Source organism: Niastella soli (assembly GCF_017742245.1).
Taxonomy (GTDB): Bacteria; Bacteroidota; Bacteroidia; order Chitinophagales; family Chitinophagaceae; genus Niastella; species Niastella soli.
Window position 1 is genome coordinate 1,604,565 of record NZ_JAGHKO010000001.1, and the last position, 14,395, is coordinate 1,618,959.

Below are 14,395 nucleotides of genomic sequence, written 5' to 3' on the forward strand. Positions count from 1 at the left end.
CCGTTTATTATACAGGTTATAAGTTGCATGCCGGGTCAATATCCGGTATGCAACACCGCCTGTTAGTACGATCTGCCTGCTATATCAATGAATCGGAATTTGTTAATTGGAATTTTGGTGATAGGATTGCCTGTTGCCGTTTGGTTGAATGTTAAATACCGCACTCCAGATGGCGTAAAACCCAAAGCGATCCTGTTGGCTTCTGATGCGCCGGAATTGCCCTGGCGATCACCTGATAGTAATACCATTCCCAATTCAGAAGCAGGTGATCAGATACGTTATGGCCGCGATTTAATTGTCCATACATCCTGGTACCTGGGCCCCAAAGGAAGGGTGGCGCATATCTCCAATGGAATGAACTGTCAGAATTGTCACCTGTCAGCCGGCACCAAACCATGGGGGAATAATTATAGCGCCGTAGCATCCACCTATCCCAAATACCGCGAACGCAGCGGTTCCATGGAATCTATTGAAAAAAGAGTGAACGACTGTTTGGAAAGAAGTCTTAATGGTAAGGCGCTTGACAGCAACAGCCGGGAAATGCGCGCCATAGTGGCTTATATGCACTGGTTGGGTGCAGGCGTGGCAAAAGGCAAAAAGCCATTGGGTTCGGGTATTAATTCTTTAAAAAATTTAGACCGTCCGGCAGACCCTGAAAAAGGGAAACTGGTGTTTATTGAAAAATGCCAGCTTTGCCATGGGGCCAATGGTGCAGGTATACGCGATACCACATTGGGTACCGGTTATGTGTACCCACCTTTATGGGGGCCCGGAAGTTATAATATTGGGGCCGGTTTATATCGCTTATCACGAATGGCGGGTTATGTAAAAGACAATATGCCGTTTGGGGCCTCACACGGCAATGGGCAGTTAACGGATGAACAGGCATGGGATGTGGCGGCGTTTATTAATTCACAGCCGCATCCGCATAAAGACCTGTCGAAAGACTGGCCACAGAACAATACCAAGCCAGTTGATTATCCCTTTGGTCCATATACAGATACTTTTTCAATGCATCAACATAAGTATGGTCCGTTCGATCCTATTCAACGGGCTGTCAGTAAAAAGTAAGCCTTCTTATTAATTCTATAAATCAACCTGTATGTTTAGCAATAAATTGTTGGTTGTTGTACTGGCACTGGTGCCTGCACTTACCATGGCGCAGACGGTACCTTACAAAGTGATATTTGATATTACGAGTAGCGATTCGGCTGCTCAAAAAGCAGTGATCAGGCAAATGCGCGGTATATCACAATCGCGGCCAGACGCCCAACTGGAAGTGGCCATTTATGGCGATGCGCTGGGAATGGCCATGAAAGACAAATCGATCATTGCCGATGCCGTTCAGGAATTGACCAGTAATAAAAAAGCAAGTTTTAAAGTTTGTGCCGCTACCATGAAACGGAACAACATTGATAAAAGCCAGTTGTTACCCGGAGTGGATGTAGTGCCTGATGCCATTTATGAAATTGTTACCAAACAGCATGAAGGGTGGGGGTATATAAAAGTAGCTCAATAAACAGATAGCTGGTTATTGATGGTTAAGAGGCAGTTGTAATTTAGTTACAGGTTGCCGGTTACAAGTTACCCGGAAAACCCTTGCATGCCATAAAACCTGTAACCGTCCCTTACAAAGCAAAAATCGTGGTAACTGATATCCGGCGGCCGGCAACCCCGCTGAGGCGGGGCAACCTGAAACCGCACCTGGCATAGCAAAAGGCAGCTCGTAACCGGTAACTGATACCGGTTAACCGGTTCTGCCTTATTTTTGCGCCGCAATGAATACCATATCTAATGAACAACGGGCCAACCGGGCAGTATCCAACTGGATATTTTTAGGGGTGATCATGTTATTGGTGCAGGTAGTTTTGGGGGGCGTTACCCGCCTGACCGGTTCAGGTTTATCAATTACCGAATGGGACGTAGTTACCGGCGCCCTGCCTCCGCTGAATGAACCCCAATGGCTGGAAAAGTTTGCCAAATACCAGCAATCCCCGCAATACCGGTTATTAAACTCCGATTTTACCCTCTCCGATTTCAAATTCATCTTTTTCTGGGAATGGTTCCACCGGCTTTGGGCCCGGCTGATAGCCGTGGCATTTGTAGTGGGTTTTGTATACCTGCTGGCAAAAAAGTACATAACAAAGGATATGGTGAAGCCGTTGTTGATCCTTTTTGTATTTGGCGCTTTTCAGGGCGCAATAGGCTGGATCATGGTGGCCAGCGGATTGACCGGCGATGCGGTGTATGTACGCCCAACAAAACTGGCCATGCACTTTATTTTTGCCCTTGCCTTAATTTGTTACGCATTCTGGCAGGGTCTGCAGTTAAAGGTCCCGGCCAGTAAACGCACCAATTTGCCTGCTATGCGCAAATGGTCGTGGGCGCTGATAATTATATTATTCGTGCAATTGATCTTTGGTGCCTTAATGGCAGGTCATAAAGCCGCCACCGCAGCGCCTACCTGGCCAACCATCAACGGCAGCTGGGTGCCTTCCGGTATGTTTAAAGAAGAGCCGGTAGCCCTTAATTTTTTTGAGAACAAGATCACCATCCATTTTGTGCACCGGGGGCTGGCATACGCGTTATTAATTTTGATCATAATTTATTCTGCAAAAGTTTTCCGTATACAATCCAACAGTGAAATTTTCACCCGGGCGCGTCGTATACCCCTGATACTGGTAACACTACAGGTATTATTAGGTATTCTGTCCCTGTTAACCAGTACCCGCATAATACCCAATCACTGGGGAACGTTTGAGTGGCTGGCACAGTTACACCAGATTACGGGAATGTTATTACTGCTGAGCATGGTTGCCCTGTTATTTCTCACCCGGCAATCATTCTTTAAGCAACCTTCATAATCTTGGCACTGTCTTTTCGTTTTAATAGTATATTGGGAATGCAGCCGGTTTAACCCGGCCGCTTACGTTTAAGACTAATTTAATGCTCGGGTTAGTATGAAACTTTTTTTGAAAGGGATATATCACTCTTTTCCTGTACAGCTGGTGATGCTGCACTTTAAGAAATTTCAGGTGTTGCTGATCTTCTGGTTCGTTTTATTCAGTACGGTGAATGGTACTTTTATGAAATCATTCGGCGCCGATTCCCTGTACCTGGCGCCCGAGTACCTGGGAAATGTGAGCATGCTGGCTGCGCTGTTTGTTGGGCTCGCCATTGGCGTATTTATAATGAGCTGGAATATTACCACTTTTATTTTGTTCAGCCGTCATTTCCGGTTTCTGGCCACCACCAGCAATCCCTTTTTAAAGTATTGCATCAACAACGTGATCATACCCCTGGTATTTCTGCTTTTTTATTTTTTCAGGGCAGTAGCCTTCGAGCGAAACAAAGAGTTAATGACGTATGGGGAAATTACGTTGCTCGTACTGGGATTTTTAAGCGGTTTGATCCTGATAGTGGTTATTTCTCTCTTCTATTTTTTCAGGGCCGATAAAAACATCATCCGGCGGCTTACCCCGGTGATCAGTAATCCCCAGTTATTCAAAGCCCAGTTCAAGAAGGACGAAATGAAGCTCAACAAAAGCCGGTTGATCAAAGTGGAAACCTACCTGAATGCCATGCTCAGGCCCAAAAAAGTGCGCGACGTATCACACTATAGCCGGGAATTTATTGAAACCATCTTCAGCCGGCACCACTTTGCGGCGGTAGTATCCATTTTCATCGCTTTTATCGGTCTTATTATCCTGGGCTTTTGGCTCGACAGTCCCTTGTTCCAATTACCCGCAGCCTCAGGCATTACCCTTTTCTTTGCCATTTTGATAGCGGTGTCTGGCGCCTTCTCTTATTTTTTGCAAAGCTGGAGCATTCCTTTTTTAGTAATGCTGTTTATTATAACGAACGTATTATACCGTTACGAAATAATTGACCCCAGTAATAAGGCCTATGGGTTGAATTATAAAAACAAGGACCAGCGGCCCTTATACAATTCCGAGAACCTGTTGTCGCTGTGCACACCGCAAAAGATGCAGCAGGATAAACAGCAGTTTATCTCTATCCTGGAGAACTGGAAAAAGAAACAACCGGAAGCAAAACCCCTGATGTTTGTGATCACCACCAGTGGTGGTGGAAATCGCAGTGCCACCTATACCATGAACGTGTTGCAGCACCTGGACAGCATGACCCATGGGCAATTGATGAATAAGACCGTACTCATTACCGGTGCATCAGGTGGTATGCTGGGCGCTACTTATTTCCGTGAGTTATGCAGGGCCAGGGCAGCCGGAAAGCCCATCAATGTGCAGAATAAAATGTACCTCAACGATATTTCAAACGACCTGCTGAACCCGTTATTCACTTCTTTCGTGGCCCGCGACCTGGCGGCGCCTGCACAGCGTTTCAAGGTTGGTCCGTATGAGTATATTAAAGACCGGGGTTACGCTTTTGAGCAAAAGCTGAATGCCAATACAAGGGGCATGCTGAACAAGCAATTGGTGGACTGGTACGAAGATGAAAAGAATGCCCGGATACCATTGATGTTGTTTAACTCGGTGGTTACGCGCGATGGTCGTAAAATGATCATTAGCACCCAGCCCATGAGCTTTTTAATGCGCCCGGCGTATGACACCAGCCATATGACAGATGCAGACCCCGATGCGGTAGACTATCAGGCGTTATTTGCCAAGCAGGACCCATTGAACCTGCGCATGCTCACCGCCCTGCGCATGAATGCCACATTCCCTTATGTACTGCCCAATGTCTGGTTGCCCAGCGACCCGGTAGTGGATGTAATGGATGCCGGCATTCGCGATAATTATGGCCAGGAAACTGCCCTGCGCTTTATTCACGTATTTCAGCAATGGATACGGGAAAATACGTCTGGTGTGGTGCTCATTCATATTCGTGACCGCCAAACCGGGGGCTGGGAGCATCCGTATGAAGCCACCAATATTACAGAACTGGCCACCAAACCCATGTTGTTGCTGGAATACAACTGGTACAAAATGCAGGAGTATAGCCAGAATGATCTAATGGGACTGGCCCAGTCAATGATGGGGAATTATTTTTACAATGTCACTTTTGTTTACGTGCCTGAAAAAAGTGAAGCACGGGCCGCTTTGAATTTCCATCTTACCAAAAGTGAAAAAAAGGACATCGCCAGCGCGTTAAGCAGTCCCGGCAACCAACAGGCCTTCATCCGGTTCAACCAGCTGCTACAAACAGCCCATTCGCTTACTATACAGTAGCCGCGTGTATCAATTTAAAAAAGCGCGGTAACACTTTTATATGCAAATGCCGCTGGCATTCCCACGGTTCCCCGTCAATATGTATGGGGGCTTCCGCCGGGTTGCTGATAACCAATTCATCGGTTTGAAAATAGATCACAGGCGAGTTCATGGAGTTTTCTATCCGTCTTATCCGGCCTGTAAGTACCTGCCGCATAACTGCTAACAACAAAAAAGGCTTGGCTATTTTCTTTACTATCACTACATCCAGCAAACCATCGCTCAAAACAGCCTGAGGTGCTATAGTGAAGTTATTGCCAAACTGATTGCTGTTGGCAATACTCAGAAAGAAGGCTTCTGTACTGAATTCCAGTTTATTGACATTTATCCGGAAGGGATATGGCTTGGCGCTGAAAAAATGGCGGGTAGTTAATAATACATAAGTGCCCAAACCTCTTTTAGGCTGGTCGGCAAATTCGTGCGCTACCTGGGCATCAAACCCCAGACCGCACAGCATACAGGCGAAATGCTCGTTTACCATAAACCCATCGGTTAAAATAGCCTTACCGGTAAAAACGATCTCCAGGGCTTTTGCGCTGGCCTTGGGAATGCCAGCCGCCAGGGCCAGCCCATTGCCTGAGCCCATGGGAATAATACCAAACTGTACATTGGTGTGCGCCAATGCTTTCACTACCTGGTTCACTGTTCCATCGCCCCCACAAATAACCACATCAGTAACCTGCTCCTTTTCTATTTTTTGTTGCACAAAATCATAGTTGGCATCGGCCGTTGTGGGCAGTATTTCAAATGGTATCTGACGTTTTTGGGTTTCTCGGGCAATCAACTCTTTTAAAGAAGATTTTCCTTTGGTACCGGAAATTGGGTTAATAAGATATATGATCTTTCGCTGCATGTTATCGGGTTACAAAGGGCAAAGATAATAGCCCTGATGTTCATGATAGGTTAACTTTCTTCTTTTTGCTGACAAACCTCCATTTTCGACAAACAGCCGTTTTACCAGCCAAACGCCGCAATTGCCTTTTTTCAAACGCTTGCCGAAAAGCTGCCAGGTTCATCTAATTTAAAAAATACATGGTCAATAAATAAGTTGCTTTGTTATGTAGAACGCCAATCTTATAACAAATAATATAGTCATGAAAAATGTTCTTGTAACAACCAGCATCGCGGTGGTCCTGATAATCGGGTCTGCAACCGCCCAACAAGTAAATCGCCCTATAGTAGCAGAAGGGATGCAATCGTTGCAAATGAATACCCGTAACGTCAGCAAAGTGCATGTACGGGCCATGCGCGATTTCTTAAAACGCGATAAAACAGTTGCTAATGTTGATTGGATGATTGTTGAGACCGGCTATGTAGCAAAGTATACCGATGCGAACAATAGTAATTGCAGAACAGTATACAACAACAGAGGGGATTTTGTTTATACAATCAGGCAGTATTATGAAAATAAACTGCCGCGTGACATCAGGGGAATGGTAAAAAGCGTGTATTATGACTATGCCATTACCCTGGTAGAACAAATTGAGGAAACACGAAAACCGCTTGTGTATGTGGTGCACCTGGAAGATGCCACTACCTTTATGAACGTTCGCGTAAGTGAAAAGGAAATGGAAATAATGGCAGAATATATAAAAAGCACGCTCTGATCGAATAGGCAGAAGAGTGTAGGGATCAGTTATCTATAGGCAGAAGCCCCAACGGAACCGTAGGGGCTTCTTGTTTTGTGTCCTCACTTAACTAAATCTTACCGCCCAGGCTGGCCAGTAGTCCCGTTCTGAATTCCAGGTAGTGCTTCTACCATTCAATTGTAATGCAGACAGCGCACGCCCTTTCGGTAATTGTTGCGACATATAAAAAATGCTGAGGTTGGCATGGGCATAATTCTTATCCAGTTGTAATAACTCCTTTACTGGTATCCGCATTCCCGCACGGCCATCTCCATCGGCAAATTTCCATTCCCTTATTATAGTTCCTTTCTCATCTTTAATAGCTATTGATCTTCCCTTCCCGGGTTGTCCGCAATGATGATAATAAATAACCAGCTCATCATTGATGTTGCTTTTATCGAGTTGTAAGCTTTGTAAGGTAAACGGTTTATAAACTGCCTGTTGTAGTATCAGTTTGTTATTGAGATAGATCTCGAAAACTTCCCCGCCTGCTTTTGAAGTGAAAGCCTGCAGCAATAAAATGATAATTATAAGAACCACTGCCCATGCGGGTTTAAATAATTGGCGAAGCATAAGATGAAAATTTTTAGGTTAATTAATTGTTGCCTTATTTTCTTATATCAAAGCAAGCCAATATAGCCGGAGGTACAGCATATGTTTGACGAGGAGAAGAGAATCCTTGATATAATGTATGTTTTTGAAAGAAAGCTGTAACATACTTCTTCGCTGCAGCGTCCTATTGCCAAATAGTATGATCAATGGTGCCATTCAATGTAGTAAGTGTTTTGATTACATATTTTATAGGTGCCCATTGCTTTTCCATAATTCCCAATTAACATAACCTTAACCGCAAATAAGTAACCCGGTGAAACATTTCGCAAATACTGTGCAGGAGCGGTTCTCCGGCGATGAACCTTGTCGTATTAACATTTAAACTATTCAAGGGTAAAAAGCTAGCTTATCATGTGCAGGGCAACAATACCATTTTAAAACAACTGCTTATGTAAGCAAATAAATTGCATTGGATTGTTTAACCCAAATAAAGTATAGCGATGAAAAAATTAATTATGGCCACCAGCCTTGCTGTTGTGGCGCTAACAGGGTGTGCATACTCCCAACAAACAACACATTCATTGGCAGCCGCCAACGTAAATGACTATAAGTCGAAAGACCACTATCTGAATGATATTAATGTGCGTGCCATGCGTCATTTTGTAGACCGGTTTGGCGATGTTACTGATGTTGCATGGCATAGAAGTAATAATAGTTTTGTTGCGGTGTTTTCCAGCGATAGTATACAGCATCGCGTTATATATACGCAGCGCGGCGATTTAAGTTACATTATGAAGTATTATGAGGAAAATCGCATGCCACGCAATATACGCGCTCAGGTAAAAAGCACTTACTATGATTACAAGATCTATGTTATTCAGGAAATTGAGGTCCCCGGTCATCCTGATGTTTACATTGTAAATCTGCAAGGCGATACCGAATGGAAAAAAGTAAGATTATGTCAGGGCGAAATGGAAGTAATGGAAGAATTTAAAAAAGGGAAATAAGCGTGTACAACTGCTAAAGCATTGTTAATGCAGATTCAATACAGGTTTTGGGCTTTAACATACCCTTTGTAAACGACGTATTCTGTTTTCCATCTATTACAGTATAAAAACAAAATGGAGGAAACAGATTATGAAAAAGATTTTTACACTCGCAGCCATCCTGTTCAGCATTACAACCTTTGCAGCTCCTGGTCCTAATGATAGCAAAGTAGCCATCCGCAGTAATAGCAACGCTTATATACAGGTGTTTATTGACGGTAGACAATATAATGTCAATCAAAACGGGTTTGCCTTTGATAACATCAGGTCTGGTCGTCACCAGATAGAAGTATATAAAATTGATAATTACGGCCGATTCAGGAGACGTCCACAAAGAGTATACAGTAATGTGACCTTTGTTAAACCCTGGGAAATGCTGAACATCAACATCGATCGTTATGAATGTGTAAATGTTCAAACCCGTTTAGATCGCGACGACTACCGGGGAGGACATAATGGTGGTGGATACGACAGCCGTGGCAATGACAGAGATTATGGCCGTGACCGTGGTCACGTGTATAACGATCGCGACGATCACGACAGACACTAAACACTATAACCAGATATATAACGGCCCCCGACATGTCGGGGGCTTTTTCTTTTATAGTAAACAAACGGTGAACGCTAAGTAAGAACAGAGAACAAAGAACAGTAAACCCTTTAACATTCCTTTTGTAAACGACGGGTATTCAAAACCATCTATTATACAAACAAACAATTGGAGGAAACAGTATATGAAACAGATTTTTACCTTTATCGCTGTATTGTTTAGTATTAGCACTTTTGCTGCTCCTGGTCCTAAAACTTCTAAAATTTCAATATCAAACAGTAACCGTACTGAAACCCAGGTGAGGATTGACGGCGTGACTTATAACCTGAATAATACTTTTGTAATGGATAACATTCGTTCAGGTAACCACACCATCAGTATTATTCAATTGGAAAAATTTGGGTTTAGAAAAATACAAAAGACCATCTACAACAGCACTATGTCAGTAGCTCCTGGTCAAATGGTCAATATCGACATTAATCGTAATGGTCAGGTAGTAGTTAAAACTGCTAGCAACGTTAACTCGCCATTCGACAGAAACGATCGTAACGATCATTATAATGACAACAAAGGATACAACGACCACGATAATAGAAATAACAACAACAATTACGGAAGACACTAATTAGGGTGAATAAGCAATAAAAAGAGGCTGTCCCGTGGGACAGCCTCTTTTTATTTGGATAGTTGTTAATCGGCAATCAACGTCGTTTAGTTAATGATTGTTGTAAGGAATTCTCCCGCTTTGCGGGAGGTAGGGGTGGGTTCTTTGCCCTCTGCCTTGTCAACCGATCAACTGATCATCTTTATAATGCCTTTATGCCCAGCACTTCAGTCATGAAGCGTTCAGTTTCTCTTTCAACACCCGGCACATCGTTCGATCTGATCCATGAACCAATTACGTGGTCGCCAGCATTAGGCATAGCTACCTCCCGCTTTTTATCGCTGGGGGTACCCAGTTGCGCAAACATGGATTTAATGGCGCTTACTTTCACGGTGCTGTCCTGGTGAACAGCATCTTTATAGTAATAAAGGGTGAGGGTAGGCTGCTTAACCTTTTCAAAGGTTTCTTTTTTCATGGTTGTTTCCAGTAATTCTTCCAGGTTTACTGCCGCCTCTATACGGTAGTGGTATGTCCAGTATTTGCGATACGCCTCGCGGTGATCATCGGAGTCGAGGTATTTTGAACCTTTTACCATTCTGGCCACCTGTAAACCCCAGGGGTTGTTAAGGATCCAGGCGGTGCCATCATTGATCTCGATATTGGGCGACATTAATATCAGGGCGTACACATCGGGATATTCTGCGGCCAGTTTCAGGGCCATCGTGCCACCGGTTGAGGTACCGACCAGAATAACTTTATTACCCAGTTGTTTGCCAATGGCCAGAGCCTCTTTGGCGGTTTCCCAATAATTATCGGCTGTTAAATTGACCATGGGTTCGGTGGTATCAATACCATGTTCAGCCAAACGGGATAGATATAAGTTGCAACCGAATTTTTTGGCCAGATCGCGGTGAACAGGATCACCTTCGCCCTGCGAGGCGGTAAAGCCATGCAGATATACCAGCGCATATTCAGTTTTGTTCTTCAGTGAATCATTGGCCCAAACAACCCGTGCTTCGTTATCGGGTTTAATTTTATGACCTGCTTCCTGTTGTTGAATATAATTCACCAGTGCTGCAGGTTCGGCCGGAACAGCCGGCATAGCATTGGAATAAACCGGGGTAGAAGGGTGGGGTCCTAACAGGTAGGCAATGGCTAGTATTACTACAACCAGCAGGATCCATTTTATTACGCGCATATCGTAAATTTGGTGCTGAAATTAACGGCTTTTTATATACTGTAAAAGCATTGGGGTATAATTAAAATCATTTTTTTATGAATTCAGATACTGGCAAGTATTTGATGCTAATTGGCGGTGCGGTGGTGGTAATAGGGCTGGTCATCTATTTCTTCCACGACAAACTTCACTGGATCGGTCATTTGCCGGGCGATATCCGAATAGAAAAGGAGAATTTTCGCTTTTACTTTCCCATCACCACCATGATTGTGGCCAGTGTTATTATAACGGTTCTGCTTAGTATCATTCGCAGGTTCCTGTAAAACACGAAGCGGTTAATTGCTACCGGTATGTTATACGATTTAAGAACCAGCTGGCCGAACAAAATCGGGCAATGGTTATATATAGTTGATAAATTTTTAATTTCTTTGTACTTTCCTTCCTAAAGAAAAGCCCCAAACAGATTTCCCCTGCCTATTAATTGCGTATATGACCCCAAATAACCGGTTCATTTCCCTGGATGTATTTCGTGGCCTGATCATTTGTTTAATGATCCTTGTCAACACACCTGGTAGTCACGATGCTACCTTTGCACCGCTTGAACATGCTAACTGGAATGGTTTTACCCTGGCCGACCTTGTATTTCCCTCTTTCCTGTTTGCCGTTGGTAATGCTATGTTCTTTTCCATGCAGAAATGGAAAACAATAACGCAGACCCAGGTGCTGGCCAAAATAGGAAGGCGCACGCTGGTACTTTTTATATTAGGTTATCTGATGTATTGGTTCCCGTTTTTTGAAACCAATACCCAGGGGCATATGGTCTTTAAATCCTTTGCCGGGACCAGAATAATGGGGGTATTACAGCGAATTGCGCTGTGTTATGGCATTGCTTCTTTATTGATCTATTACCTAAAACCTAAGGGCGCAATAATAGTTTCTATATTCCTGTTAGTTGCCTACCAGGGCATCTTGTTCTGGTTTGGCGAACCCGGTCATGAATTAAGTATGATTGGTAATGCGGTAACAAAACTAGACCTGTGGCTGTTGGGCCCTGCCCATATGAACCACGGTGAGGTGGTACCCTTTGAACCAGAGGGCATCTTAAGCACCCTGCCTGCCATTGTCAATGTGGTTGCGGGGTACCTGGTAGGGTGGTATATTCAAACGGCAGGCAAAACAAGAAAAATGCTTGCCGGGTTAACCGGGGCAGGCCTTGTATCAACGGTGCTTGGGCTTTGTTGGAATATTGTTTTTCCTATAAACAAAAACCTGTGGACCAGCTCTTTTGTGTTGTATACCATGGGGTTCGACTGCTTATTGCTGGCTGGAATTATTTACATTACTGACTTTTTAAATATAACGGGCTGGACGTACTTTTTTGAAGTCTTTGGTAAAAATGCCCTGTTTATTTACCTATTGTCGGAGGTGGTGGCCATCCTGTTGCGAGCCTCCCACCTGTATAAATGGCTATACGAGCATATTTTCAGACTTTCCGGCCCGTATACCGGCTCGCTGCTATTTGCTACCTGGTTTATGCTAATGTGTTGGCTCACAGGCTGGATTTTAGACAAGCGAAAAGTTTATGTCCGGGTTTAATGCGGCGATATATATAAACCCGTATAAACGCGAATTAATTATACATAAAGTTTCCCCTTTTGCTTGCCTCGCCCGTTGATTTGGCGTACCTTTGCGCCTCGTTTGCCATTGCTGCGAAATAAGCATTCAAAGGCATTCATTATTAAGAATTTAAAAAACATTTCCTGTCAGGAAAAAGGAATTTATGGATATCAGAAATATCGCCATTATTGCCCACGTAGACCACGGAAAGACTACCCTGGTAGACAAGATCTTACACGCTACCAAAGTGTTTCGTGATAACCAGGAAACTGGTGAATTGATCATGGACAGTAATGATCTGGAAAGAGAGAGAGGTATCACCATTTTTAGTAAGAATGCGGCCGTAACGTACAAGGACGTTAAAATTAACGTAATTGATACCCCTGGCCACGCCGACTTTGGCGGTGAGGTAGAACGCGTACTGAAAATGGCCGATGGTGTGTGTTTGTTGGTTGACGCCTTTGAAGGGCCCATGCCACAAACCCGTTTCGTATTACAAAAGGCGCTGCAGTTAAACCTGCGTCCTATTGTGATCATCAACAAAGTTGATAAACCCAACTGCCGTCCTGATGAAGTGCACGATGCGGTATTTGAATTATTCTTTAACCTCGATGCTACTGAAGAGCAGCTGAACTTCCCTACTTATTATGGTAGTGGTAAAAACGGCTGGTTCAACGATTCATTAACCCCCTGCGAAGATATTAACCCGTTGCTGGATGGTATCATTAAACACGTACCACCACCAGCTGTAAGCGAAGGTACCCTGCAATTGCAGATCACTTCCCTGGATTATTCTTCTTTCCTGGGTCGTATCGCTATCGGTAGAGTAGCTCGCGGTACTATTAAAGAAAACCAGCCCATTTCATTGGTTCAGGCCGATGGCAGCATAAAAAAGACCCGTGTAAAAGAACTGTATGTGTTCGAAGGCATGGGTAAGAAAAAAGTAACTGAAGTAGTTGCCGGTGACCTGTGCGCCGTTGTAGGTATTGAAGGTTTCAACATTGGCGATACCATTGCCGATTTTGAAAACCCCGAAGCTTTACCGGTTATCAGCGTTGATGAGCCTACCATGAACATGACATTCTCCATCAACAACTCACCATTCTATGGTAAAGATGGAAAATTCGTAACCAGCCGTCACCTGCGCGACCGCTTAATGAAAGAAACTGAAAAGAATCTGGCATTAAGAGTAGTAGACAGCGAAGGCGGCGATGCCTTCCTGGTTTATGGCCGTGGTATCCTGCACTTAGGTGTATTGATCGAGACCATGCGTCGTGAAGGCTACGAGTTAACTGTAGGTCAACCTCAGGTTATCGTAAAAGAGATCGACGGTAAGAAAAATGAACCATATGAGGTACTGGTAGTGGACGTACCACAGGAATTTGCTTCAAAAGTAATTGACCTGGTAACCCGCCGTAAAGGTGAAATGCTGGTGATGGAAACAAAAGGTGACATGCAACACCTGGAGTTTGAGATCCCTTCACGTGGTTTAATTGGTTTGCGTACTCAAATGTTGACCAATACACAAGGTGAAGCTGTAATGGCCCACCGCTTCAGCGAATACAAACCCTGGAAAGGCCCCATCCCTGGTCGTAACAACGGTGTGTTGCTGGCTAAAGAAAATGGTTCTTCTACCGGTTACTCACTGGATAAACTGCAGGATAGAGGTTCATTCTTTATCGACCCAGGTGAAGAAATTTATGCTGGTCAGATCATTGGCGAGCACATTAAACCAGGCGACCTGGTAGTGCAGATCACCGAAGGAAAGAAGCTGACCAACATGCGCGCCAGCGGTAGCGATGCGGCAACCAACATTGCACCTAAAATTCAACTTACCCTCGAAGAGTGTATGGAATATATTCAACACGACGAGTGTATTGAGGTAACGCCTAACTTCATTCGTATGCGTAAGACCATACTCAATGAAGAAGAAAGAAAGAAACAGGCAAAGTCAATGAAGGCCGAAGCCTAATAG

Annotated in this window: 14 protein-coding genes; 11 read left to right on the forward strand and 3 right to left on the reverse strand. The window is 44.1% G+C overall.

Annotation, left to right across the window (positions count from 1 at the left end; genetic code table 11):
- Positions 1-99 precede the first annotated feature (99 nt).
- From J7I42_RS06560 to J7I42_RS06575, 4 genes are all read left to right on the forward strand, one after another.
- A complete protein-coding gene (locus J7I42_RS06560; protein ID WP_209137971.1) occupies positions 100-1,071 on the forward strand; it encodes a c-type cytochrome in 972 nt (323 codons plus the stop codon).
- 31 nt (positions 1,072-1,102) lie between these two features.
- Entirely contained in the window at positions 1,103-1,519 is a 417-nt protein-coding gene (locus J7I42_RS06565; protein WP_209137972.1) for a DsrE family protein, read from the forward strand.
- 259 nt (positions 1,520-1,778) lie between these two features.
- Positions 1,779-2,864 (forward strand): COX15/CtaA family protein, encoded by a 1,086-nt coding sequence (locus tag J7I42_RS06570; RefSeq protein ID WP_209137973.1) that lies wholly within the window; start codon positions 1,779-1,781, stop codon positions 2,862-2,864.
- Between the two features lie 96 nt (positions 2,865-2,960).
- Positions 2,961-5,207 carry a hypothetical protein gene (locus tag J7I42_RS06575; protein WP_209137974.1) on the forward strand — a complete coding sequence of 749 codons (2,247 nt, stop codon included), beginning with the start codon at positions 2,961-2,963 and terminating at the stop codon, positions 5,205-5,207.
- On the opposite strand, the gene J7I42_RS06580 is transcribed toward J7I42_RS06575, so the two are convergent.
- A complete protein-coding gene (locus J7I42_RS06580; RefSeq protein WP_209137975.1) occupies positions 5,197-6,099 on the reverse strand; it encodes a diacylglycerol/lipid kinase family protein in 903 nt (300 codons plus the stop codon). The two genes, J7I42_RS06575 and J7I42_RS06580, sit on opposite strands and share 11 nt — an antisense overlap.
- Before the next feature lie 241 nt (positions 6,100-6,340).
- Here J7I42_RS06580 and J7I42_RS06585 point away from each other — a divergent pair, with 241 nt between their 5' ends.
- Positions 6,341-6,853, forward strand: a complete 513-nt coding sequence (locus J7I42_RS06585) for a hypothetical protein (RefSeq protein WP_209137976.1) — start codon at positions 6,341-6,343, stop codon at positions 6,851-6,853.
- 87 nt (positions 6,854-6,940) lie between these two features.
- Here the strand turns inward: J7I42_RS06585 and J7I42_RS06590 are convergent, their stop codons facing one another.
- Positions 6,941-7,447 carry a hypothetical protein gene (locus J7I42_RS06590; protein ID WP_209137977.1) on the reverse strand — a complete coding sequence of 169 codons (507 nt, stop codon included), beginning with the start codon at positions 7,445-7,447 and terminating at the stop codon, positions 6,941-6,943.
- A 479-nt stretch (positions 7,448-7,926) separates the two neighbouring features.
- On the opposite strand from J7I42_RS06590, the gene J7I42_RS06595 reads away from it, so the two are divergent.
- The 3 genes from J7I42_RS06595 (at position 7,927) to J7I42_RS06605 (ending at position 9,647) form a co-directional block, all read left to right on the forward strand.
- On the forward strand, positions 7,927-8,433 hold the full coding sequence (locus J7I42_RS06595) for a hypothetical protein (protein WP_209137978.1): 507 nt from the start codon (positions 7,927-7,929) through the stop codon (positions 8,431-8,433).
- Positions 8,434-8,563: 130 nt separating this feature from the next.
- Complete coding sequence (locus J7I42_RS06600; RefSeq protein ID WP_209137979.1) at positions 8,564-9,022, forward strand: hypothetical protein; 459 nt, start codon at positions 8,564-8,566, stop codon at positions 9,020-9,022.
- A 184-nt stretch (positions 9,023-9,206) separates the two neighbouring features.
- Positions 9,207-9,647, forward strand: a complete 441-nt coding sequence (locus J7I42_RS06605) for a hypothetical protein (protein ID WP_209137980.1) — start codon at positions 9,207-9,209, stop codon at positions 9,645-9,647.
- A gap of 181 nt (positions 9,648-9,828) precedes the next feature.
- Here the strand turns inward: J7I42_RS06605 and J7I42_RS06610 are convergent, their stop codons facing one another.
- Positions 9,829-10,824 (reverse strand): alpha/beta hydrolase, encoded by a 996-nt coding sequence (locus J7I42_RS06610; protein WP_209137981.1) that lies wholly within the window; start codon positions 10,822-10,824, stop codon positions 9,829-9,831.
- A gap of 77 nt (positions 10,825-10,901) precedes the next feature.
- Here J7I42_RS06610 and J7I42_RS06615 point away from each other — a divergent pair, with 77 nt between their 5' ends.
- The 3 genes from J7I42_RS06615 (at position 10,902) to typA (ending at position 14,392) form a co-directional block, all read left to right on the forward strand.
- Positions 10,902-11,126 (forward strand): DUF2905 domain-containing protein, encoded by a 225-nt coding sequence (locus tag J7I42_RS06615; RefSeq protein WP_209137982.1) that lies wholly within the window; start codon positions 10,902-10,904, stop codon positions 11,124-11,126.
- 166 nt (positions 11,127-11,292) lie between these two features.
- Entirely contained in the window at positions 11,293-12,399 is a 1,107-nt protein-coding gene (locus J7I42_RS06620; protein ID WP_209137983.1) for an acyltransferase family protein, read from the forward strand.
- 184 nt (positions 12,400-12,583) lie between these two features.
- Positions 12,584-14,392 (forward strand): translational GTPase TypA, encoded by a 1,809-nt coding sequence (gene typA / locus J7I42_RS06625; RefSeq protein ID WP_209137984.1) that lies wholly within the window; start codon positions 12,584-12,586, stop codon positions 14,390-14,392.
- Positions 14,393-14,395 lie beyond the last annotated feature (3 nt).

Bases quoted from the DNA above. Each gene is read 5' to 3' on its own strand.
- J7I42_RS06565 (WP_209137972.1), top strand. From the start codon at position 1,103: ATGTTTAGCAATAAATTGTTGGTTGTTGTACTGGCACTGGTGCCTGCA.
- J7I42_RS06570 (WP_209137973.1), top strand. From the start codon at position 1,779: ATGAATACCATATCTAATGAACAACGGGCCAACCGGGCAGTATCCAAC.
- J7I42_RS06575 (WP_209137974.1), top strand. From the start codon at position 2,961: ATGAAACTTTTTTTGAAAGGGATATATCACTCTTTTCCTGTACAGCTG.
- J7I42_RS06580 (WP_209137975.1), bottom strand. From the start codon at position 6,099: ATGCAGCGAAAGATCATATATCTTATTAACCCAATTTCCGGTACCAAA.
- J7I42_RS06585 (WP_209137976.1), top strand. From the start codon at position 6,341: ATGAAAAATGTTCTTGTAACAACCAGCATCGCGGTGGTCCTGATAATC.
- J7I42_RS06590 (WP_209137977.1), bottom strand. From the start codon at position 7,447: ATGCTTCGCCAATTATTTAAACCCGCATGGGCAGTGGTTCTTATAATT.
- J7I42_RS06595 (WP_209137978.1), top strand. From the start codon at position 7,927: ATGAAAAAATTAATTATGGCCACCAGCCTTGCTGTTGTGGCGCTAACA.
- J7I42_RS06600 (WP_209137979.1), top strand. From the start codon at position 8,564: ATGAAAAAGATTTTTACACTCGCAGCCATCCTGTTCAGCATTACAACC.
- J7I42_RS06605 (WP_209137980.1), top strand. From the start codon at position 9,207: ATGAAACAGATTTTTACCTTTATCGCTGTATTGTTTAGTATTAGCACT.
- J7I42_RS06610 (WP_209137981.1), bottom strand. From the start codon at position 10,824: ATGCGCGTAATAAAATGGATCCTGCTGGTTGTAGTAATACTAGCCATT.
- J7I42_RS06615 (WP_209137982.1), top strand. From the start codon at position 10,902: ATGAATTCAGATACTGGCAAGTATTTGATGCTAATTGGCGGTGCGGTG.
- J7I42_RS06620 (WP_209137983.1), top strand. From the start codon at position 11,293: ATGACCCCAAATAACCGGTTCATTTCCCTGGATGTATTTCGTGGCCTG.
- typA (WP_209137984.1), top strand. From the start codon at position 12,584: ATGGATATCAGAAATATCGCCATTATTGCCCACGTAGACCACGGAAAG.